The organism is Acinetobacter sp. YH01007, from assembly GCF_013420425.1.
Classification (GTDB): Bacteria; Pseudomonadota; Gammaproteobacteria; order Pseudomonadales; family Moraxellaceae; genus Acinetobacter; species Acinetobacter towneri.
The window spans coordinates 40,402-61,665 of the sequence record NZ_VOYC01000014.1; the positions used below are offsets into that span (position 1 = coordinate 40,402).

Genomic DNA, 21,264 nt, shown 5'->3' on the forward strand with positions numbered 1-21,264 from the left:
GTCATCACGACTCCCCTAACTTCATCTAAAGTTCTTAGTTTAAGCGTTTTTGACTATGTTCGTCCAACCTTGATGACGTAATAGTGCGTCTATTTTTGGCTCGCGTCCGCGGAAATTGATAAATGCGTCAAGCGCTGAATCTTTTCCGCCAACTGCTAGAATAAACTGTCTAAACTGCTTGCCAGTTTCGGTGTTAAATAGCCCTTCATTTTCAAAGCGATCAAAGGCATCGCTGGCCAAAACCTCTGCCCATTTGTATGAATAATATCCTGCAGCATAGCCGCCTGCGAAAATATGGCTGAAGCTGTGCTGGAAGCGGTTGTAAGCTGTAGTTGGCGCAACGGCATAGTTTTGACGAATATCATCTAGCATGGCTTGAATCTGTTCCGCATTTAAAGCAGGGTTGCTGCGATGAATACTTAAATCGAACAGGGCAAATTCAATTTGGCGCAGGCTCTGCATTCCCGACTGGAAGAAACGTGCATCTAACAGTGCTTTAAGCAGGTGTTCTGGCAGGGTGTCTTGGGTTTCAATATGCGCACTCAGCATATCTAAACTATCTTGATCCCAAGTCCAAAATTCCATGAATTGGCTTGGTAATTCCACCGCATCCCAAGCGACACCATGTGTACCTGCCACAGCAATATTATCTACTTCAGTTAGCATGTGATGTAAGCCATGTCCAAATTCATGGAATAGGGTGATGACTTCATCATGCGTTAAAAGCGCGGGTTGGTCTGCAACAGGTGGAGTAAAGTTACACACCATATAGCAAATTGGTTTTTGTAAACCTTGTGCCAATTGCATGCGTGAACGGAAACCACTCATCCATGCGCCGCCGCGTTTGCCTGTACGGGCATATAGATCAAAGTAAAAACCACCAATCACTTGACCTTGATCTTCAAGTTCAAAATAACGTGCATCAGGATGCCAAACAGGGGCAGCGCGCTCAATAATATCGACATCGTATAAACGCTTGACGATGCTAAATAGACCTTCAACCACTTTCGGTGCAGGGAAATATGGTTTTAACATTTCTTGTGAAAGGTTAAATTGCTGTAATTTTAATTTTTCAGAATAGTAGCCTGTATCCCACGGTTGTAAGGTATCAATCCCATCTTGGGCGGCAATGGCTTTGAGTTCGGCAATTTCTTGTTCTGCAGGTGCACGAGCATGTTCTGCCAGTTCACGCAGGAATTGATCGACTGCTTCGACACTTGGTGCCATTTTGCTGGCAAGGGATAATTCTGCATAGTTGTTAAAACCGAGCAATTGCGCCATTTCTTGACGTAAACGCAAGATTTCTTCCATGATCGGGGTGTTGTCAAATTCAGACTGGGCTGATTGATCGGACGCGCGAGTAGTGTATGCCTGATACAAGGTTTCGCGCAAAGCACGATCATCGGCATAGGTCATAATGGCTAAATAGGCAGGAATATCCAGTGTTGCCACAGCTTGTTCCAATTCGCGTTGCTGACCATATTGTTTCAGCAATTCAACGCTGCTTGGCGGTAAACCTTTGAGCTGATCTTCGGACAATACTTTGTAATAGGCTTGGGTGGCATCCAATACATGATTGGAAAAGTCTGATGACAGTTGCGATAAACGCGCTGAAATTTCAGCATAGCGTTTTTTAGCTTCACCTTCTAAGGCCACACCTGACAGTTTAAAGTCGCGCAATGCCAGTTGAATTGCGCTTTGTTGTGCAGCAGGCAAATCTTTAAAGGTGTTGGCGTCGTGAATATGTTGATAGCTTTGATACAACACCGTGTGCTGACCCAATTGAGTGTAGTAGTCGCTTAAACTTGGTAACAGCGCTTGATACACTTCGCGGGTTTCAGGATTATTCATGACCGCATTTAAATGTGACAGCACGCCCCATGCTTCGCTCATGTTATTTTCGAGCTGATCAATCTGTTCTAAAACATTTAATTGCGCCGTCGTATTTTCAGGTACTGCAGTCAGATTATTTAAAAAGTTTTGTCCCTGCTGAATGGCATGCTCAATTTTTTGTTTTAAATCTGCCAGGGTAATTTGATCAAATTGTGGAACAGGCAAAGTTGCCTTTTCTAATGTCATGTCGGTCTGCCGATTTATTTCCTGTGTTATTTGTAGAAGTAAGGCTTCTAGAAGGATAAATCAAGCCTTGGGTGCTATTTATTCGCTCTTGTTTCACCGTGGATAGATTGAATATCTTGGATGTAGGTGCCAAAGCGCCCCTCAATGACCGATAATTTTATGAATAGATTTTGATTTTTGTAGTGTTCATATTCATCTACATTGATTCGAAACATACCAGTAGAGTCATACGGTGTTTCAATAGAATAGTAGACACTTCCTTTTTTACCATGTTTTTTAACAGCGCTTGCTTCCAATGTCACCACAGTAGGTGTACCCAAAACTAGGGTATGAAGCAGAGGAGGATAGACAACTAGATTTAAGTAAAGAAACAGAATTACAAAAATAGGGAAGAGGAGTAAAAAATAGAATTTTGGCTTTTTTTGTACATTTGTCCATGTACGTGGAATGATCCATTGTCCGTATCTATGCAGAACATAAAAGTAGATCAAAACAGCCAAATAAATCAACGTTGCAACAATGAAGGCTGTGATTTTGACTTGATTTGTTGGGGTGAAGTCTATAAAAAAGAGAGCAATCAGTGCTGAAATACTAAGTACAAAGACTAAGCATATTACATATTCATGGTAATAGTATTTAGTAATTTTCTGTGATGTCATGATTTTTAAGTGGTTTATTTTTATAGAGATATATTAAATGAAAAAGAGCGCCGTAGCACTCTTTTTTATTTAGTAAAATTTACTCACCCTTTGCTTTGGCATTGGATTTTTTCTTTTTCACCTTGGTCTTTTTTTTGGCTTTGTCTTTCGGTTTAGCTTCCGACTTCGCTGAGGTTTTTTTACCGTAAGAGCTCGGTTTGCTTTTTGGCTTTTTCTTCGGCACAGGTTGCTCACCGTTTTCACTTAAAGTCGCCTTGCTTGGACGCTCAGAAAAAACTTCTTCAGTGGCTTCACGGCTGAACGGTTTTGCCACGCGCGGTGCGCGCATACGAATAGCACGACCTGCATGGGTGAGTTGCTGCATGAGCTCAAAATCAATTTTGCGATCTTCTAAATTGACAGCCGCGACTTTAATTTTAACTTCATCGCCCAAGCTAAAGCTTTGACCACGTGCTTGTCCAATTAGACTTTGGCTGGCTTGGTCAAATACAAAGAAGTCATCGCCCAACTGGCTGACATGAATCATGCCATCGACATAAAGGTCTTTGAGAGTAACAAATAAACCAAATTCGGCTACTGCAGAAATTACGCCCACAAATTCTTCACCCAAATGCTGCTGCATATAGTGGCATTTTAGCCATGTGGTGACAGAGCGTGAGGCTTCATCGGCACGACGTTCAGTTGCAGAATAATGTTCGCCTGCATCATCTAAAGCTGCGCCCGAAAGTGGTGATGGTTTTTGTTTTAAATGCGCTTTAATGGCACGATGCAACAATAGGTCAGGGTAGCGACGGATTGGTGAAGTGAAATGCGTGTAGGCATCGTAAGCTAAACCATAGTGACCTGAATTATTGGCGCCATAATAGGCTTGCATCATTGAGCGTAATAACACCGCGTGAATACTTGGTGCATCAATACGATCTTTAGTGGCTTCAATCACCGCTTGATAGTCGGCCTGAGTGGGTTGTTCTGGAAAATGTAGCCCAAGTAATTTGACAAAATCACGGACTTTTTGAATACGTGAAAACTCAGGTGGCTCATGCACACGGTACAGCATCGGCACATCATGTTTCAGTGCATATTCCGCTGCGGCAACGTTGGCGAGCAACATACATTCTTCAATCAGTTTATGCGCATCGTTACGGGTGCGCGGCAAAATTTCGTTAATTCCACCTAACTCATCAAAGGTCATGTAGGTTTCAATGGTTTCAAATTCCATGGCATGACGTTCGGCACGTAAGCCTTTAAGCACTTGATACAGTTGGAACAGGGTATTTAATGATTTGCGCATTTCCCGATCTTCAGGAATTGCCGCACTGTCACCCTCAAAATATTGTGCCACTTGGGTATAGGTTAAACGCGCTTTGGAATGCATGACCGAAGGATAAAACTCAAAACCTGTGACCCGACCTGCGCGTGACAGTTTTAAATCGCAGACCATACACAAACGGTCAACCTGCGGATTGAGTGAACATAAACCATTCGATAAAGCTTCAGGCAACATCGGTAATACAAAATGCGGGAAATAGACTGAAGTCCCACGTTCCTGTGCTTCATCATCCAATGGTTTGCCTGTGCGGACATAATGGCTGACATCGGCAATCGCGACCACGACACGGTAGCCACCGCCTGGACGTTTTTCTGCGTACACCGCATCGTCAAAGTCGCGGGCATCTTCACCATCAATGGTCACTAAGGCTAAATCGCGTAAATCAACACGTCCTTCACGGTCTTGGGCAGTCGGTTCTTGAAAGCTTTCAGCTTCTTGAATGACATCTTCAGGAAATTCATACGGCAGACCAAATTCTAAAATGGTTTGCGGAATAATAATTTCAGTTTCAGCTTTGTCTGCCATCGACTGAATAATATGTCCTGTGGCAAATTCTTCGCGGGTTGGATAGTCGTCAATCGCAATGCGCACAGAATCGCCCAATTTAACTTGGGCATGTTCAATTAATTCTTTTTCAAGGGTAATGGGTTGATGGCTATTTGGCTGGGCAGGCTGAATAAAATATTCACCATCGTATTCTGACAATTTACCAATGATTTGTTTGACACGACGCTGGGTGACTTCGGTAATAAACCCCCATGCCTTGCCTTTACGATCTACCGATGTCTGGCGGACTTTGACTTGATCGCCATTAAACACCAAACGTAGTTCGCGTTCAGGCAATAAAATATCTTCATGACCTGCAATATTGGCTGTGCCTAAACCTTTACTGTTGATGTAAACCGTGGCGTCATGAGTCGGTTGTTCTGCAGCCAGCTGGAACTTGAATCCATCTTTCATGAGCTGACCATCACGTACCATGGCAATTAAACGATGGCTCAGGGCATCAATACTTTTTTGATCGGCAATCGCAAAATGCTCTACCAAGTCTGCATGTGACTGTGCCGCCTGCAAGGTTTCAATGGTTTCTAAGATTAAGGTACGGCTTGGAATAGGATTTTCGTAGCGTTCGGCTTCAGCTTTCGCTTCAGGATCGACCCAATTTTTCATCATGGAATAAACTTCATGTCAGAAGATAGGTTTAGCATAAGTCATGTACGGAAAGACTGCACGTAAATGATTGCAATAATGTGTTTTCTGTCGTTATTTTACGATGTTTCTAGTTTTTGTGCAGCGATTGCCAAAAGTTCAGGCGTAATTCTGGTGATGAATCCTGAAAATTGTTTAAAAAATATTTAATTGAGCAAAAATATGCAAAAATTGTGGTATCGAAGCTTGCAGTGCTAGCACTTAATTTGTATTATGGCGGCACGTTACGGTGAGATGGGTGAGTGGCTGAAACCACGTCCCTGCTAAGGACGCATACGGGTAACTGTATCGAGGGTTCGAATCCCTCTCTCACCGCCACGCTTTACTTATGTCGCGCTCATAGCTCAGCTGGATAGAGCACTTGGCTACGAACTAAGGGGTCGGGAGTTCGAATCTCTCTGAGCGCACCAATAAGTAAACCGAACAGTAACGTATCGCCTAAATTGGCACACAAGTAATGCGCTCATAGCTCAGCTGGATAGAGCACTTGGCTACGAACTAAGGGGTCGGGAGTTCGAATCTCTCTGAGCGCACCAACTTGAACAATCAACCGCTTAAATGCGGTTTTTTTGTGCCTGAAATTTAGTAAACTCAAACAATAATCAGTTTATTAAAAAGAATAGCGTACTCATGGTTTTACGTTAAAATTCTTTTGAATCGTCCAATATCTGTGCATTTGATTGCAAAATGATGAATTAATACTTAACAGCCAGAAAAAAACACGTATAATGCACCCCATCAAGTCGTCGCGCTCATAGCTCAGCTGGATAGAGCACTTGGCTACGAACTAAGGGGTCGGGAGTTCGAATCTCTCTGAGCGCACCAACTTGAAATAAAAAACCGCACTTTTGATGCGGTTTTTTTGCATCTACACTATCTAAAAATGATGAAATTTCTGTGTCAAAAGCATGACCATTGTTTTACGTCTGGCTTTGAGCGAATAAACACGAAAAAAATAAGGAAAGTGCTCAATCTAGTGTAAGATTTAGCTCAATTTGAATGACTTGATGATGAGCTTATGTCTGACACGCAGCCAGCATTGTCTTTGCGCTATTTTTTAAATTTAGAAGAATCTCAAGACGGCTTTGCCCTTGCGACTTTTGGTAAAAAACAATTTACCCGTTTTATTACACCGTTGATTAGTGTGGCGATTATTGCTTGGGGCTTTTATTTGGGCTTCGATGGGGTAGGTCGCTATTATGTTGCACTCGGTGCTTTCTTTTTAATCTTGCAAACTTTAATGCGTTATTGGTTTTTGCCAATGATGTTTAAACGCCAGTTTGTAAAATACCAATTTGGAAAAAGCGAGCAAGGCATTGATTTATTTCAGGACTATGCCGAGCTGTATGCCAATGGTCGTAAACAGGTATTTCATTATAACGAGGTGCAAAATTTCGCTGTGGGTAAACTCACCTATATGCTGGAATTAAAAAATCGTACAGTGGTGATTGTACCGAAACGTGCATTTAATCTGCCTGCAGAACAAACGGTTTTTGAAAATACTTTTAAAAAGTAAGTTTTAATTTTCCCAATTTACGAGTTATTTGAGGATGATCATGAGTACACGTCCATCTAAAATTGTCTGTGTCGGTCGCAGTTATGCAGACCATGCCAAAGAATTAGGTAATGCTGTACCTGATCATCCTGTGTTATTTATTAAACCGCCAAGCAGTTTACGCAGTTTAAGTGATGGGATTACGTGGAATAAGGTCTGGGGCAATTGTCACTATGAATGTGAATTGAGTTTACGCATTGACCAGCCTTTAAATGCAGACACAGATCCTGCCAAAGTATTGGATGCTGTAGGTGCAGTGACTTTGGGCTTGGATTTAACTTTGCGTGAATTGCAGGATGAACTTAAGAAAAAAGGACAGCCGTGGGAACGAGCCAAAGCGTTTGACGGTTCTTGTGTGTTGGCAGATTGGGTGGATGTATCGGAAATTCAGGACTGGAAAAACGTGCAATATCGTTTGGACATTAATGATGAATTACGTCAGCAAGGCGATACCAGTTTATTGATTTTTGATATTGCGGCATTGTTGGCAGATATTAGCCAAGTATTTAGTTTAGAACCTGGTGATGTGGTAATGACTGGTACACCTGCAGGGGTGGCAGCATTACAGTCGGGCGATCAGTTGAAGATGACCTTACAAGGACGTACTCAGGCATTTGTCTGGACGACTTTTGTAAAATAAATAGTGGTGTAAACGGTGATGTCATCAAAAGATGAGTATCACCGTTTTGTACTTGCTTTTAAATCCAATGGTTATACTTTCAGTAAATGCTGAAATTTACTGCGTAATTTATTCAGTTTCGGTGGAACGGAAAAATTGCAGTAGCCCTGATTTGGATTTTTGGCAAAGAAATTCTGATGATAGTCTTCTGCAGGGTAAAATTCAGGTGCTGCACTGAGTTCAGTCACAACATTCACACCTTCAGCTTGTAAGGCTGCAATCATCTCGGCGGCAGCTTGTTGCTGTGTAGCATCTAAATAATAAATCACAGAGCGGTATTGTGTGCCGACATCATTGCCCTGACGGTTTAATGTGGTTGGGTCGTGTGTGGCAAAAAACACCTCAAGTAATTGTGAATAGCTGATCTGCTGCTCATCAAAATCAATCAAAATGACTTCTGCATGTCCGCTGTCGCCACGGCAAATATCTTCATAGCTTGGGTTTAAGGTATATCCACCTGCATAACCGCTGGTGACTTTTTCTACGCCTTGCAGTTGTAAAAATACGGCTTCGACACACCAGAAACATCCGCCACCAAACAATGCTTGTTGCATGATTTTGTCCTTATATTTTATGAATAAACCATTTTAAGCCTGTCTATTATTAGGCTTAGCCGTTAACGTGCAGCCGTTGGTGTTTCAAATTGAATCAGTAAATTTCCATGGCGATCTAGCAATTTCAGGGTTTTACCATAGACCTGATAATGCGTCACTTTATTTAGGGCTTCATGAAATTTCTGATCTAAGTTGTTGTTATTTAAGCAAGCCATTCGCGTGGTTGCCAATTGCCCCAATTGTAGGGTGTCACGTCCTGCGACATAACTACCGCTGAGTCGGTTACAACTATCTGAACCTGTGACTGTTTGTGTGGCGGCATCAAAGTTTAAATATGGCAAGTTTTGGCGGTTTGCTGCAGTATTTAACATACTGTTGCCCAATTGCGTAGCCGTCCATGTACGTTGTACTAAGTTGGCTTGATTGATTGCGCTAATTTGGCTTGCACTCGTTTGAGTTGGCATAGTTTCACATCCTGATAAAGCAATCATTGCACCCAATAAGGTGATCCCGAAGTATTTTTTTAGCATGGAATGATCTCTAATTTTTTGAAATTGTTGCTATCTAAACAAATTATGCGCCGTGGCTCTAGTTAAATTTGTATGTTTGCTGCAACTTTTTCCAAGATATGGTGTGGTTTTTTCTCTGAATTGATTGTATCTGCGCAAAATGACCAAAATAGGTCAGGGCAGCACTTTGTTCTGATAAGTCGGATGCGAATAAGGCGTGCTGATGTTTGCTGAAGAATCGAGCTGCACGCCTTGTCGAATGAGCGCGGAAAAGTCTTGGCTGTGGATATCTTTTAAGTTTTCCACACGTGGGTTAATGTGGGCACGTTGATACCAAGTTTGCATATCCCAACGATGATCCAGCGCATGCAAATCATATAAATAATTGGGTAAATAACCCGAAGCAAACAGACGATAGTCGGCAGGGAAACGTTTTTGAGATACTGCCTGAATCATGTCAAACAGCAGCGTGGTGCAATTACTGGTCAACGTATTATACCAACGCGCTTTGGCGGCTAAAGCATCGGCTTTATGCAGATATTCCTGAAACAGTGCTTGTGCTTCTTGTGGATTGAGCTGGATCGGGAAAAAATAAACTTGCTCACCCCGAATATTGCTGCGGGTGTAGATGATATCTTTTTCATCGGCAGCGACAAGGCTGAGTTCATATTGCCGAAAGAAGCCACCAATCGCAGAAAACTCTTCGTGTTTTTCTTTGCGAATTTCAATGGAAAAGGTGAGTGGCGCTTGATCGGCAAAGTCAAAACTGACTAAGGTATGCGCAATTTTTGGCCCCATCCAGTAAGAGGTGATGATATTCACCCCCGTAATCTGTTTCAGGTTAAATTGGCGGGTTTCCCAACGTTCGGTATAGCGACCATCGGCATGCCAGTCAAAATTGCGGACATTGTGCAGCGTGACCTGATCTTGTACTTGTTCATAATGCAGCATACGGGCTACTTCAGGGTTCCAGTCACGGTCTTGCTTGGCATCCATCCCAAAATACCAAAACAGCCCCAAGGCAAAACCCAAAAGATAAACCAAAATATCCTGATTGCGACTGAGCAAATGCTGAGTGATATAAATGCCCAAAATGCTGAGGGTGAAGGCTAGCCAAGTCCCAATCAGCACACGGCTCATTAACCAACCCAAAGGCTGATGAATCCACAAGGCCATACTGAGCCAAATAGAAGAAAGAACGACACCTAAACTGAAGATGAAATGCAGCATCCGCCATTCCTGAGGCAAAGTTAAATTCCGTTTAAGTCATCATAATCAAATATTGCCAAGGCTGTCAGCATTATTTTTGATAGCGGGCAAACTCAAAGGCAATCCCTGATTTTTCATCGACATGCTGTTCTGAGGCCACTTTTTTAAACTCGGCAGGAATGGCAGGATAATGCGCATCTCCCTGAACATCTAGTTCAATATGCGTCAGTTCCAAACGGTCAGCAATCGGCATAGTTTGGCTAAAAATTTCACCACCACCAATAATAAATAAAGTGTTTGGTTTTTCTGAGGCTTGAACATCGGCAACGGCTTGTTGCAAGGCATCTTCAATGCTATGCGCCACTTTTGTGCCTTCAAATGCCCAGTTTGGGTCGCGGGTAATCACCCAATTGACACGTTTAGGCAGGGTGCGTCCCATCGACTCCAAGGTTTTGCGTCCCATAATCACCACGCCACCTTGGGTGATTTCTTTGAAGTGTTTTAAGTCTGCCGAAATATGCCACGGCAATTGGTTACCCTGACCAATGCAGCGTTGTTGATCCATAGCGACTACGTGTACAACTTCTAAATTTTGAAATGACATAATTAGGCTCGTATTTTCTTAGTCTGCCAAGCATCTTTTGGGGACGTTGGGGCAATTTAAATGTTGAGATGATAAATCTAGCAACAGGCAATTAAACAGCGACAGGTGCTTTAATTGCAGGATGTGACTCATAGCCTACAATTTCAATATCTTCAAATTTAAAATCGAAAATATCTTTGATTTCAGGATTGAGTTTTAACTGACATAACGCCAGTGGTTCACGGCTTAGCTGTAACTGTGCCTGTTCAAAGTGGTTGGCATATAAATGCGTATCGCCACCTGTCCAGACAAAATCTCCGACTTCTAAATCACAGACTTGCGCGATCATGTGGGTTAGTAAAGCATAGCTGGCAATATTAAAAGGCACGCCTAAAAACACATCGGCACTGCGTTGATATAGCTGGCATGAGAGTTTGCCGTTGTGCACAAAAAACTGGAATAAAGTATGGCAAGGCGGTAAAGCAACTTGACCTGCTTCTTTCGGGTTCCAGCCTGACACGATTAAACGACGTGAATTTGGATTGGTTTTAATTTCATTGATTAACCATGCAATTTGGTCAAAACCATCTTGCTCATACAGACCATCGGCTTTTTGTGTTGCACCAAAATTACGCCATTGATGTCCGTACACTGGGCCAAGTTCACCTTCAGGACGACCAAAGCGCGCGGTTTGTTCTGCGGTAGACCATTCATCCCAAATACTGACTTTATGTTCTTGGAGATATTTGACGTTGGTATCGCCTTTTAAAAACCATAACAGCTCAATTACGATAGAACGGAAATGTACTTTTTTGGTAGTCAGCAGTGGAAAACCTTGTGCAAGGTTAAAACGCATTTGGTGCCCAAACACTGAACGTGTGCCTGTTCCGGTACGGTCACCTTTGTCGCCACCATGGTCAAGAATATGTTGGAGTAGGTCTAAATACTGGCGCATAGCGTTCTCTGGTCAAGCAAAAGAAATATTTTTTGTTTGGGCAATTCGATGCCCAGTAAATCAGAAAGAATAATAGCAGAGTTTTTAAAGTTGTGACTTTATTGTGTGTCGGAAGCGTGATGTTGATGCAGTAAAGCCAACGGCGAAAACAGGCAAATAGCCAAAGCGGTAAAGCCAATGCCTTGAGCGCCCGACAGTAAAATTTCACCGTGTTGAATCTGCATGAAAATTATTGCGAGTAACAACGCCAGTGGAATCCAAGTCAATAGTCGTGCCAACCAACCTGTGGGATGTTGTGCAGTAAAATGAATTTTGCAGTAACGACAAATTAAAAAAACAATACCTGTGGCCAGAAACATTAAAATCGCATCGAGCTTTAAGGGTTCTAAGAAGTATACCGCTGCAGTGACCAGCGCGATCACCATCAGCAGGGCAATTTTCTTTGTGACCGCAACCTGTGGGTTAAACCAAAATTCAAGCATGTGAGATATTGATGTCTGAAAAGTGTAAGTAATAGATAGCACTGTAGCATAAAAAAGGCGAAGATTGACTTCGCCTGAATGGATGAAACCTGCATTTAAATGGGTAGTAGCTTAGCTGTTTTTTTGCGGCCCCCAATCATAAATTTTCTTTTGATAGGCATACCACATCATCCAGAAACCGACCAAAATCATTGGTAAGCTCAGGAATTGTCCCTTACTCATCCATGCAATAAAGAGCTGACCATGATCGGGTTCGCGGAAAAATTCGACAACAAAGCGCGCCAAACCATAACCAATCAGGAATAGGGCAGACACTGCCATGCGTGGACGTGGCTTTGAACTAAACCACCACAGTACAATAAACAGGATTAGACCTTCACATAAGGCTTGATACAATTGCGATGGATGACGTACCAATTGTAAAGGATCGGTCGGGAAAATCATCCCCAAAGCAAAATTCGGATCGGTCACAGGGCGACCATATAATTCACCACCAATAAAGTTACCAATACGACCAAACATTAGACCTGTAGGTACACATGGGGCAATAAAATCCAAAGTTTGAAACCACGTCATTTTGTATTTTTTACACCAGAACAGCATGGCTAAAATCACGCCCAGAAAGCCGCCATGGAAACTCATGCCGCCTGTCCAGACTTGGAATAACCACAGTGGATTTTCCAAAAATTGTTCAAAGCCGTAGAAAAACACATAACCGACACGTCCACCAATCACCACGCCCAAAGCGCCGTAAAAAATCAGGTCGGAAACCATGTCTGGTGTCCAGCCACGTTGTTTGGCACGGTAAGTTGCCAAACCCCATGCAAATAAAAATGCCAGTAAATACATCAAGCCATACCAATGGACTTGTAAAGGCCCGAGCGAAATAGCAACGGGGTCAATATTTGGATAGGTGAGCATTCCTGTTCCTTGTGATTCTGTTTTGCACAGATTTTAGCTGAATGTGATGAAAAATGTTGTACATTCAATGTGTAAAGATCAAGAGTTTAAATTATGTGTATTGTGGCATTGGCTTGGCAGGTCTTGACAGACACACCACTGTGTTTGATTTCAAATCGAGATGAGTTCTATCGACGTCCGACAGCAGCACTGGCAGCATGGTCTGATAGTCCAATTGTTGCAGGGCAAGATTTAGAATCGGGCGGTACGTGGATGGGCATTACCCCATCGGGACGCTGGGCTGTGATTACCAATTATCGTGATGCGAATGATGTTCGTGAATATCCAACTTCACGTGGGCATATTATTCAGGCTTTTTTAGAATCTGAGCAAACGCCTATCCGTTTTGCGCAAGCCTTAGAAAAACAGCAATGTGAATATGCAGGTTTTAATTTATTTGTGGGTGACACCACTCAAGCGGTGTACATGAGTAACCGTGGAGAAGCGCCGCAGGTTTTAGCTAAAGGCGTTTATGTGGTGTCGAATGGATTGATGAGTGACCCTTGGGAGAAAACTGCACGCTTACGCAAACGCTTTACGCAGGAGTTTTTACCGATGCTGCAATTGCCTGATCTTGCAACGGCAGAGCTAAATGCTGCGGCGTGGGATATTTTGCAAGATGAACGCAAAGTTGCATCTGAATTGTTACCGCAAACAGGGATTTCATTGGAGATGGAAGCGTTGTTGTCATCGACTTTTATTCAAAGTCCACTTTACGGTACACGTTGTTCCAATTTTTTACGTATGCAGGCGCAGCAATTTACATGGCTGGAAAAAACACAATATGGTGAGCAAAAGGGAGATATTGTGCAGCAACAGTTGAACATTGAGGCATAAAAAATGCCGACGTGATGTCGGCATTTTTAATTTATGGATGTTATCCAGCAATTGCTTTGCCGTCTTTACGGGTGATGACAACCGTTGCTGAACGAGGACGTGCAGTTTTATTGTTCATGTCAGTTTGTGTTGCAGGCCAATGGCTGCTTGGCGCATCAAAACTCTTTGAATCTTCACCTGGGTGCTGAACGTTAATAAAGATTGCTTTGTAGTCAGGTGTCATGGTTACACCTGTAATTTCACATTCTTTTGGCCCAACAAGGAAGCGACGTAAGTTTTTATCGGTGACTTGAGCACCAGCAATTGTACTTTGATCACCAACAGTTTTTACAACACCGCCATCACCAACTTGACCAGGTAGTGCTGCTAACATCATACAGTTTGTAACATCTGTATATGCGCCATCATCTGTTTGAATCCAAAGAACACCACGTGGGTCAAACCACATACCATCTGGACTTGAGAAGTCGTTTGCATCGCTTAAATTAGAAAGGTTAATTGTCGGATCCATACTTGCTTCAGCACCAAATAGATAGATATCCCATTCAAATGATGTTGCTGCAGTATTCTCTTCTTTAAAGCGGATAATATGACCATTGACGTTACCTTTACCACCTTCAGGATCGGTGTAGTTACGTGGGTTTGCAGGATCTGTTGCATAGCTTGAACCACGGTTCGAGTTATTGGTTAAAGTCACGTACACTTCACCATTTTCAGGGTTTACAGCAACCCATTCTGGACGATCCATTTTTGTAGCTCCTACAGCATCTGCTGCAAGACGAGCAAAAGTAAGGACATCCGCTTGTGAGCTAAATGGGTAAATAGCGTTTGTTTCGGTTAAGCCATTTTTACCATAAGCCAGTTCAATCCACTCTCCTGTGCCTGATGCATTAAATTTAGCGACATAGAATTTCCCTGAATTCATATATTTGTCGCCAGCTCGATAGCCACCATTCACATCTTTAGGATCCCATGTTGCATCTGATACAAATTTGTAGATGTACTCACCGCGCGAGTCATCGCCCATATAGAATGCAAATTTTTGCCCTTCAATTGCGCGGCTGGCGCGACAGTCTTCGTGAGCAAAACGACCTAATGCAGTACGTTTTACTGGGTTTGAGCGGCTATCGAATGGATCAATTTCTACAATCCAGCCAAATGTATTTGGCGCATTACGATAGTCTTGAGTTGCAGACTCTTTGGTTACGTTAGCAGCCCAACGATCATACATGTCTTGAGATTCAAAACCAGCTTCTGCTGTTTCCCAACCATAGCGTGAAGATTTATTCAAATACACGATGCGATCTTGCTCATCGCGTTCTGGAATTTTTTTACCATCAGCATCTAAAATATAAATGATGTTGTTTTTCGCATCACGTTTAACACTACCGTCTGCATTTTTTTCAGTTTGATAAGAGATCTCTAAGCCTAAGCCATAGCGTTTAAGTGCTATTTTTTCAGCTTCACTACGGGCTGAGTATTGGTCTGTACCTGAGCGTTGGAAATAACCAATAAAATTTTCTTCAGCAGTTAAATAAGTGCCCCATGGTGTATAACCATTACCACAGTTATTTTGTGTGCCTCGAGTTTGACGACCAGCGGGAGAGAATGCTGTGTGCAGTAATGGAGAACCAGCTACAGGCCCTGCAAAATCCATGACAGTCGAAGCTGTAATACGACGGTTAAATGGTGATGACTTCACAATCTCTACAGCTTGAGTTTCAGCATTTTTCTTAATATGAACGACTGAAACACCGTGTGCATTTACTTCACGAATCACTTCATCTTCTGGGCGACGTCCATCCTTTTTAGTTGCGCCTTTTGGATGTAAGAAGGTTTGGTTGATATATTCGTGGTTCAAAACCAATAAGCCATGATCTGATGCATTTTCATCATAACGACCAGTTTTAGTACTTAAGCCAAAATAGCTCATGCCATCGTGACAGTCACCAGAGCGGAATTGGAAACTTGGGCCAGATGGAACATCTGCATCTGCATTCCAATTGCTATAAGAAGGATTGATTGAGTCACCTAAAGCATATAATACAGTTGCTTGGTAACCTTCAGGAACAGTAACAATATCATTTAAATTTTTATCTACAGCTTTAAATGTTAATGTTTCAGGCTTGGTATTGGGTTCTTCTTTACTTGTTGGTGGTGTTACATTTGTATCTTCATCATCATCACTACATGCAGATAAAGAAGAAGCTAAAGCTAAAGCTGCTGCACCGCTTGCAGTTTTTTTAATTAAACTGCGACGGCTCATGCGTTGTTCTAGAATGTCACGAAAGTGCGTATTGTCTGAAGTGTTATTATCTAACTCTTGATCTTCATTGTAAGGCATAAAATCAGTCATTTTTTTTCCTAGCAAATTGCTTAGTCGTTTGAAAGTTATATGTAAATTAGTGGCTAAACATGACATGCGGGTTAAGCTTATGTGTCAAACTGATTAAATCCGTTCAGTTGTGATCTACACGCACAAAAAAAGAAGCAACCATGTGCTTCTTTTTAAAATTCAATATTTTAGATTAGCTGTGACTGACTCGGCGCTTCTCAATTAATTTGCCAAAAAACAAACCAATTTCAAACAGCATCCACATCGGAATGGCAAGCATGATCATCGATAAAGCGTCTGGCGGTGTGACAAACATGGCCACAAAAAAACAGCCAACAATAATAAAGCGACGTTTTTCAACCAAAGTTTGCGTAGACACGACACCAATCATAATCAGCAAAAGTGTGACAATTGGAATCTCAAAGGTAAAACCAAAAACCAAAAACAGCTTCAAACAAAACGTAAGATAGCTATTAATGTCGGTCATCGGGGCGACTGTTTCAGGGGAAACGCTAATGAAAAAGTGCAGAATGGATGGCAAGGCGACAAAGTAAGCAAAGCTAATTCCGATATAGAACAAGCAAATACTGCCGATCAGCAAAGGCAGCGCCAAACTTTTTTCTTTTTCATATAACGCTGGTTTTACGAATGCCCAAATCTGATACAAAATAAATGGCATCGCAATGAACAGCGCGACAAAAAAGTTTAGTTTAAACGGCGCCATAAAGGTTGCGGTAACATCAGTCGCAATCATGGTTGATGTATGTGGCAACTGTGCACGTAATGGTTCCGACAATACTTGATAAGTTTTATTGGCAAAGGGCAATAAACAGAAGAATAAGGCAAGAATAAGCCCTACAATTTTAAAAAGATGATTACGCAGCACCATCAAGTGCTTGGTAATTGGCATTTCTTCTAATGCGGCTTGCTCTGCCTTCACAGGCAAATGTGAAAGCTCAGAAGCGTTTGATTGGCTCATACTGCAACCTTCATTTCAGTATAGGGCGCTGTAGTATGTTGTAGCGCAGATAAATTTGAATGTGATGTCATTTTAGTTTTAGGGAGTAACACCGCAGAGGTTTTTTCAGTATTTAAAACCAAGGTGTAATGATGCTGTTGTAAGGTATTTTTTGATACGGCATGCGGGGAATGTGTGCTTTTTGCAGTTATATCTTCAAATATTTTTTCTTGCTGCATTTCATGCATTTGTGCTTGCATCTTTGCTTCAAGTTCCTGAATACGCGCCATTTCTTGCTGCATTTGCTCGCGTAATTCAGATAAACGCAATTCGCGGTCAATGTCATTTTGAACATTACTGACCATACGTTTAATTTTAGCGTACCACTTGCCGACAAAACGCGCTGCTTCAGGGAGTTTTTCAGGACCCAGCACCAATAATGCAATGATGCCGAAAATCAGCAGTTCCGTCATTCCAATATTGAGCATAATCTCAAACCCTCAGCCTTAATGCTTTACAGTCGAATTTACATCACTGCTATTGGCTTGATGTTCAATCGTACGAGGTTCTTTCAGTTGCGCCGCTTCTGCCTCATCATCTTTTATTGATTTTTTAAAATCTTTGACCGCGCCACCTACATCTTTACCTAAGTTTTTAAGCTTAGATGTACCAAATAATAAAATGACCACAATTGCAAAAATCAGCACGTGCCAAATAGATAATCCTGCCATGATTTAGACCTCTCAATAGTTGAGCCTATCTCAACAGGTCTGTATGACAATGCGGTGACGAATGTGTTGCGATTTGACGACAAGGGATGTTTGACCTGATTTGTAAAGCTTGAAAATAAAACAGCCCGTGTTTGAAAACGGGCTGTAAGATCAATCACATCTGTTAAATCTAAGCTTGTAAACTTGCTTTAAACAGTTGCATCGCCTGACCACGGTGACTGATTTTATTCTTTTCTGCTTTCGACATTTCTGCGCTCGACACTCCCAATTCAGGCAACCAAAAGAGCGGGTCATAGCCAAAACCATTTTCACCACGAGCTTCTGCTAAAATCTCGCCTTTCCAAATACCTTGGAAAATTTGTGGTAATGGATCATCGGCATGTTCAACCAAAGCCAAAACACAAACAAACATACCTTCAATTGCTGCGCCGTCTTGACGTAGTGGTTTGAGTTTATTCAAAAGTTTTTCATTGTTGGCTGCATCATTGCCATGTTCGCCTGCAAAACGTGCAGAATAAATCCCCGGTGCGCCGCCTAAAATAGGCACACATAAACCAGAGTCATCTGCAATGGCAGGCTTTCCTGAAATTTTTGCGGCATGGCGTGCTTTTAAAATGGCATTTTCAACAAAGCTCAAACCATCTTCAACAGCATCTTCAATATTTAGTTGACCTTGCGGAATCACTTGCACAGGCAAGTCTAATTGCGCAAACAGGGTTTCAAATTCTGCAATTTTTCCCTTGTTATTGCTTGCTAAAACCAAAGTACCTTGAGCGCGCCAATCAGTTACAGCCATAATTCAGATCTTAATTCAAAATAATATTGGATATTTTAACGGATTTTGCAGACTTAAAAGTTTAATCTTGCACAGATTTGTTTTCATACATGCTAATAATATTTAGGTTTCAAAAAGTAGGGGAATCATGATGAGCAAAATATCAGAGATTTACCGTTATTCGAGTCAGCACCGCGCATTACTGCAGCAAAGTGAGCGTTGTGGCTGTTTTTACTGTCTGGAAACTTTTGCTTATAGCGAAATTGAAGATTGGTGTGATGATGAGCAAACCGCAATTTGTCCGCATTGTGGTATAGATGCGGTATTAGGTTCTGCTGCAGTAGAAGAATTCAGCCCTGAACTGCTACAGGCCATGCAGGCAGTTTATTTCGGATAAAACAAAAAGCACCCGAAGGTGCTTTGAGATCACTTCAAACGTAGTTAAATTTATTGCGCTTGAATCCATTGGTCAGCACGGTCACGTGCTTGACGAATTTGTTCTTGAGTTAAGTTAGCTGCCAAAGCGGTTTTCTTACCTTCAGACAAAGAAATTACTTTATTGTCGAGCATGCCATCACGGGTAGATAACTCATACCACTGATACGCGCCCATATAGTTTTTCTTTTGTTCTTCCATCATGGCAAGGTTAAAGCTGGCACGGTTATCACCACGGCTAGCCGCCTTTTCAAAATATTGACGTGCTAAGACTTCGTCTTTTTTCGTGCCAATACCATCCGCCAACATACGGCCTACATTTAATTGCGCAGCCGATAAACCTTGATCTGCCGCAGCTTTGTACCAAGCAAACGCTTGACGGCTGTCTTGTTGAACGTCTTTACCTTGTTGATATTTCGTCGCTAAGTAAAATTGTGCGCCTGCCTGACCTGCTTTGGCTGCTTTAATCAAGCCATTAATATCCATAGTTGAATATTGAGCCGCTTGGCTCGCTACAGAAGATGACGGTGAAACATAATCTGCATGGGCTTGAATGCTCAACAGTCCAACCAATAGCGTGGTGCTTAATAATAGTTTTTTCATAGAGCGCTCACTCGATAAATTGCGACTTCACCAAACAAATTAGGCAGATGCTTACTGAGTAAACTATCTTGTTGATTCCCATTCACGGCAAGTCGGTTAATGATGCGAATATTATTTTCGGCACAAAGTGCCTCAAAATCACGAAACGTACATAAATGAATATTTGGGGTGTTGTACCACATATAAGGTAATGCATCTGAAACAGGCATTTTTCCTTTTAAGGCAAGAAAAGAGCGAGTCTTCCAATGCGCAAAGTTTGGAAAGGTAATAATTGCCTGTTTACCCACACGTACCATATCTCTTAATAATACGTCAGGTGCATCTACTGCTTGCAAGGCTTGTGCCATGACCACATAGTCAAAAGACTGGTCAGCAAAACGGCTAAGCCCCAAATTCAAGTCTTGTTGGATGATATTTAACCCGCGACTGATCGCAATTGCAATCTTTTCTTGATCAATTTCTAATCCGTATGCACGAATATTATGCTGTTTGCTCATGTGTGCCAACAGTTCACCATCGCCACAACCCAAATCGAGTACTTTAGAATTGGGTTTAATCCACTTTTCGGCAAGTTGCTGATCAAGACGCATTACACGGCCTCCTGTGGGGTTGCTTGAAGATGTTCTGTTCCACCCAAGAATGCACGCATGGCTTTTACGTATAGTGGAATTGGGAATAAGAACGAGTCGTGTCCTTGTTCGGCATCAATATCTAAATAGCTGACAGGCTTATGATTGCTAATTAACGCATCCACAATTTCCTGCGAACGTTCAGGGCTAAAACGCCAGTCGGTGGTAAAAGACACCACTAAAAACTTGCATTTTGTATTCGCCATGGCTTTTTGTAAGGATTGTTCGTATTCACGTGCAGGATCAAAATAATCCAGTGCCTTAGTCATAATTAAATAGGTATTGGCATCAAAATTACGGCTAAATTGTTCGCCCTGATAGCGTAAATAGCTTTCGACCTGAAACTCGACATCAAAACCATACATAAACTTGCCAGACTTTAAGTCACGCCCAAATTTCTGTTTCATGGCTTCTTCAGACAAATAGGTGATGTGGCCGACCATGCGTGCCAAAATCAATCCACGTTTTGGATAGCTGTCATGTTCCAAATAACGACCATGATGAAAATCTGGGTCAGATAAAATCGACTGACGTGCCACTTCGTTAAAGGCAATATTTTGTGCGGAGAGTTTTGGTGCACTGGCAATAATGACGCATTTTTTCAGACGGTCAGGATAATCTACCGACCACTGCAAGGCCTGCATACCACCCAAAGAGCCGCCAATAATCGAATACCAGACCTCAATGCCTAAACGATCAGACAGCATGGCTTGGGTTTTTACCCAATCTCGCACCGTAACTAACGGGAAGTCTGGGCCATAAGGACGGTTGTCATTTTCAGGGTTAGGCGATGTGGGGCCAGTAGAACCGTTACAGCCGCCAATATTGTTTAGCGCCACCACAAAGAAACGACTGGTATCAATGGCTTTTCCAGGGCCAATACAGGCATCCCACCAACCTGCTTTTTTATCATCGGCATGATGATAACCCGCAGCATGGTGATGCCCTGATAGTGCATGACAGATCAGAATCGCATTGGATTTATCGGCATTGAGCGTGCCATAAGTTTCGACCATGAGTTCAAAGCGGGGCAGAACACGACCACATTCGAGTTCTAAAGGTTCTTCAAATTGGAATTTTTCTGGAACAACAATACCTACTGAGTCAGCTGGAAAAGACACGGGAATAATTCGCCTTAAATCCTGAGGATGAATAAATAAAAGGATACCACTTGGGGTATCCTTTTCAAAATGCTTTT

At 42.2% G+C, this 21,264-nt stretch carries 22 protein-coding genes and 4 tRNA genes; 8 read left to right on the top strand and 18 right to left on the bottom strand.

Going from position 1 to position 21,264, the window contains the following annotated elements; translation table 11 throughout:
* Window positions 1-39 precede the first annotated feature (39 nt).
* From FTT74_RS08465 to rnr, 3 genes are all read right to left on the bottom strand, one after another.
* Window positions 40-2,079: a M3 family metallopeptidase gene (locus FTT74_RS08465; protein WP_131260579.1), complete on the bottom strand. Its 2,040-nt coding sequence runs from the start codon at window positions 2,077-2,079 to the stop codon at window positions 40-42.
* A gap of 74 nt (window positions 2,080-2,153) precedes the next feature.
* Complete coding sequence (locus FTT74_RS08470; protein WP_111885424.1) at window positions 2,154-2,738, bottom strand: hypothetical protein; 585 nt, start codon at window positions 2,736-2,738, stop codon at window positions 2,154-2,156.
* 79 nt (window positions 2,739-2,817) lie between these two features.
* The gene (gene rnr / locus FTT74_RS08475) at window positions 2,818-5,241 is read right to left on the bottom strand and encodes a ribonuclease R (RefSeq protein ID WP_179988899.1); all 2,424 of its coding nucleotides are present in this window, start codon (window positions 5,239-5,241) and stop codon (window positions 2,818-2,820) included.
* 264 nt (window positions 5,242-5,505) lie between these two features.
* Between rnr and FTT74_RS08480 the strand changes: the two genes are divergently transcribed.
* The 6 genes from FTT74_RS08480 (at window position 5,506) to FTT74_RS08505 (ending at window position 7,472) form a co-directional block, all read left to right on the top strand.
* Window positions 5,506-5,595: transfer RNA gene (locus FTT74_RS08480), tRNA-Ser, on the top strand.
* Window positions 5,596-5,610: 15 nt separating this feature from the next.
* Window positions 5,611-5,687, top strand: a tRNA-Arg gene (locus tag FTT74_RS08485).
* A gap of 49 nt (window positions 5,688-5,736) precedes the next feature.
* Window positions 5,737-5,813: transfer RNA gene (locus FTT74_RS08490), tRNA-Arg, on the top strand.
* Window positions 5,814-6,025: 212 nt separating this feature from the next.
* Window positions 6,026-6,102, top strand: a tRNA-Arg gene (locus tag FTT74_RS08495).
* 193 nt (window positions 6,103-6,295) lie between these two features.
* Entirely contained in the window at window positions 6,296-6,793 is a 498-nt protein-coding gene (locus tag FTT74_RS08500) for a YcxB family protein (RefSeq protein WP_096901373.1), read from the top strand.
* A 40-nt stretch (window positions 6,794-6,833) separates the two neighbouring features.
* Window positions 6,834-7,472 carry a fumarylacetoacetate hydrolase family protein gene (locus FTT74_RS08505; RefSeq protein ID WP_096901374.1) on the top strand — a complete coding sequence of 213 codons (639 nt, stop codon included), beginning with the start codon at window positions 6,834-6,836 and terminating at the stop codon, window positions 7,470-7,472.
* A gap of 71 nt (window positions 7,473-7,543) precedes the next feature.
* On the opposite strand, the gene msrA is transcribed toward FTT74_RS08505, so the two are convergent.
* The 7 genes from msrA to lgt form a co-directional block, all read right to left on the bottom strand.
* Complete coding sequence (msrA, locus tag FTT74_RS08510) at window positions 7,544-8,065, bottom strand: peptide-methionine (S)-S-oxide reductase MsrA (protein ID WP_179988898.1); 522 nt, start codon at window positions 8,063-8,065, stop codon at window positions 7,544-7,546.
* Window positions 8,066-8,127: 62 nt separating this feature from the next.
* Window positions 8,128-8,595: an META domain-containing protein gene (locus FTT74_RS08515; protein WP_179988897.1), complete on the bottom strand. Its 468-nt coding sequence runs from the start codon at window positions 8,593-8,595 to the stop codon at window positions 8,128-8,130.
* 153 nt (window positions 8,596-8,748) lie between these two features.
* Complete coding sequence (locus FTT74_RS08520; RefSeq protein WP_131260577.1) at window positions 8,749-9,804, bottom strand: DUF4105 domain-containing protein; 1,056 nt, start codon at window positions 9,802-9,804, stop codon at window positions 8,749-8,751.
* 70 nt (window positions 9,805-9,874) lie between these two features.
* On the bottom strand, window positions 9,875-10,387 hold the full coding sequence (locus FTT74_RS08525; RefSeq protein WP_004974792.1) for a dihydrofolate reductase: 513 nt from the start codon (window positions 10,385-10,387) through the stop codon (window positions 9,875-9,877).
* Between the two features lie 91 nt (window positions 10,388-10,478).
* Window positions 10,479-11,321: a thymidylate synthase gene (gene thyA, locus FTT74_RS08530; RefSeq protein ID WP_004974795.1), complete on the bottom strand. Its 843-nt coding sequence runs from the start codon at window positions 11,319-11,321 to the stop codon at window positions 10,479-10,481.
* Between the two features lie 98 nt (window positions 11,322-11,419).
* Window positions 11,420-11,803, bottom strand: a complete 384-nt coding sequence (locus tag FTT74_RS08535; protein ID WP_004974797.1) for an AzlD domain-containing protein — start codon at window positions 11,801-11,803, stop codon at window positions 11,420-11,422.
* A 111-nt stretch (window positions 11,804-11,914) separates the two neighbouring features.
* Window positions 11,915-12,724 carry a prolipoprotein diacylglyceryl transferase gene (gene lgt / locus FTT74_RS08540; RefSeq protein WP_096901379.1) on the bottom strand — a complete coding sequence of 270 codons (810 nt, stop codon included), beginning with the start codon at window positions 12,722-12,724 and terminating at the stop codon, window positions 11,915-11,917.
* A 93-nt stretch (window positions 12,725-12,817) separates the two neighbouring features.
* Here lgt and FTT74_RS08545 point away from each other — a divergent pair, with 93 nt between their 5' ends.
* Complete coding sequence (locus FTT74_RS08545; protein ID WP_004974805.1) at window positions 12,818-13,600, top strand: NRDE family protein; 783 nt, start codon at window positions 12,818-12,820, stop codon at window positions 13,598-13,600.
* Window positions 13,601-13,640: 40 nt separating this feature from the next.
* Here FTT74_RS08545 and FTT74_RS08550 read toward each other — a convergent pair whose 3' ends face one another.
* From FTT74_RS08550 to rdgB, 5 genes are all read right to left on the bottom strand, one after another.
* Complete coding sequence (locus FTT74_RS08550; protein ID WP_131260576.1) at window positions 13,641-15,956, bottom strand: PhoX family phosphatase; 2,316 nt, start codon at window positions 15,954-15,956, stop codon at window positions 13,641-13,643.
* Window positions 15,957-16,128: 172 nt separating this feature from the next.
* Window positions 16,129-16,914 carry a twin-arginine translocase subunit TatC gene (gene tatC / locus FTT74_RS08555; RefSeq protein ID WP_004974811.1) on the bottom strand — a complete coding sequence of 262 codons (786 nt, stop codon included), beginning with the start codon at window positions 16,912-16,914 and terminating at the stop codon, window positions 16,129-16,131.
* Entirely contained in the window at window positions 16,911-17,381 is a 471-nt protein-coding gene (tatB, locus tag FTT74_RS08560) for a Sec-independent protein translocase protein TatB (protein ID WP_167846331.1), read from the bottom strand. Before tatB ends, tatC begins: the two co-directional genes overlap by 4 nt.
* Before the next feature lie 18 nt (window positions 17,382-17,399).
* Entirely contained in the window at window positions 17,400-17,624 is a 225-nt protein-coding gene (gene tatA / locus FTT74_RS08565; RefSeq protein WP_004974820.1) for a Sec-independent protein translocase subunit TatA, read from the bottom strand.
* Between the two features lie 169 nt (window positions 17,625-17,793).
* Window positions 17,794-18,420 carry an RdgB/HAM1 family non-canonical purine NTP pyrophosphatase gene (rdgB, locus tag FTT74_RS08570; protein WP_154320316.1) on the bottom strand — a complete coding sequence of 209 codons (627 nt, stop codon included), beginning with the start codon at window positions 18,418-18,420 and terminating at the stop codon, window positions 17,794-17,796.
* A gap of 130 nt (window positions 18,421-18,550) precedes the next feature.
* On the opposite strand from rdgB, the gene FTT74_RS08575 reads away from it, so the two are divergent.
* Window positions 18,551-18,796 (top strand): cytoplasmic protein, encoded by a 246-nt coding sequence (locus tag FTT74_RS08575; RefSeq protein WP_242769824.1) that lies wholly within the window; start codon window positions 18,551-18,553, stop codon window positions 18,794-18,796.
* Window positions 18,797-18,846: 50 nt separating this feature from the next.
* Here FTT74_RS08575 and FTT74_RS08580 read toward each other — a convergent pair whose 3' ends face one another.
* From FTT74_RS08580 to FTT74_RS08590, 3 genes are read right to left on the bottom strand one after another with little or no spacing between them, the layout of a single operon-like run.
* Window positions 18,847-19,437: a tetratricopeptide repeat protein gene (locus FTT74_RS08580; protein ID WP_070153255.1), complete on the bottom strand. Its 591-nt coding sequence runs from the start codon at window positions 19,435-19,437 to the stop codon at window positions 18,847-18,849.
* Complete coding sequence (metW, locus tag FTT74_RS08585) at window positions 19,434-20,027, bottom strand: methionine biosynthesis protein MetW (protein ID WP_004974832.1); 594 nt, start codon at window positions 20,025-20,027, stop codon at window positions 19,434-19,436. Before metW ends, FTT74_RS08580 begins: the two co-directional genes overlap by 4 nt.
* On the bottom strand, window positions 20,027-21,187 hold the full coding sequence (locus tag FTT74_RS08590; protein WP_004974835.1) for a homoserine O-acetyltransferase: 1,161 nt from the start codon (window positions 21,185-21,187) through the stop codon (window positions 20,027-20,029). The genes metW and FTT74_RS08590 overlap by 1 nt, the downstream gene beginning before the upstream one ends.
* Window positions 21,188-21,264 lie beyond the last annotated feature (77 nt).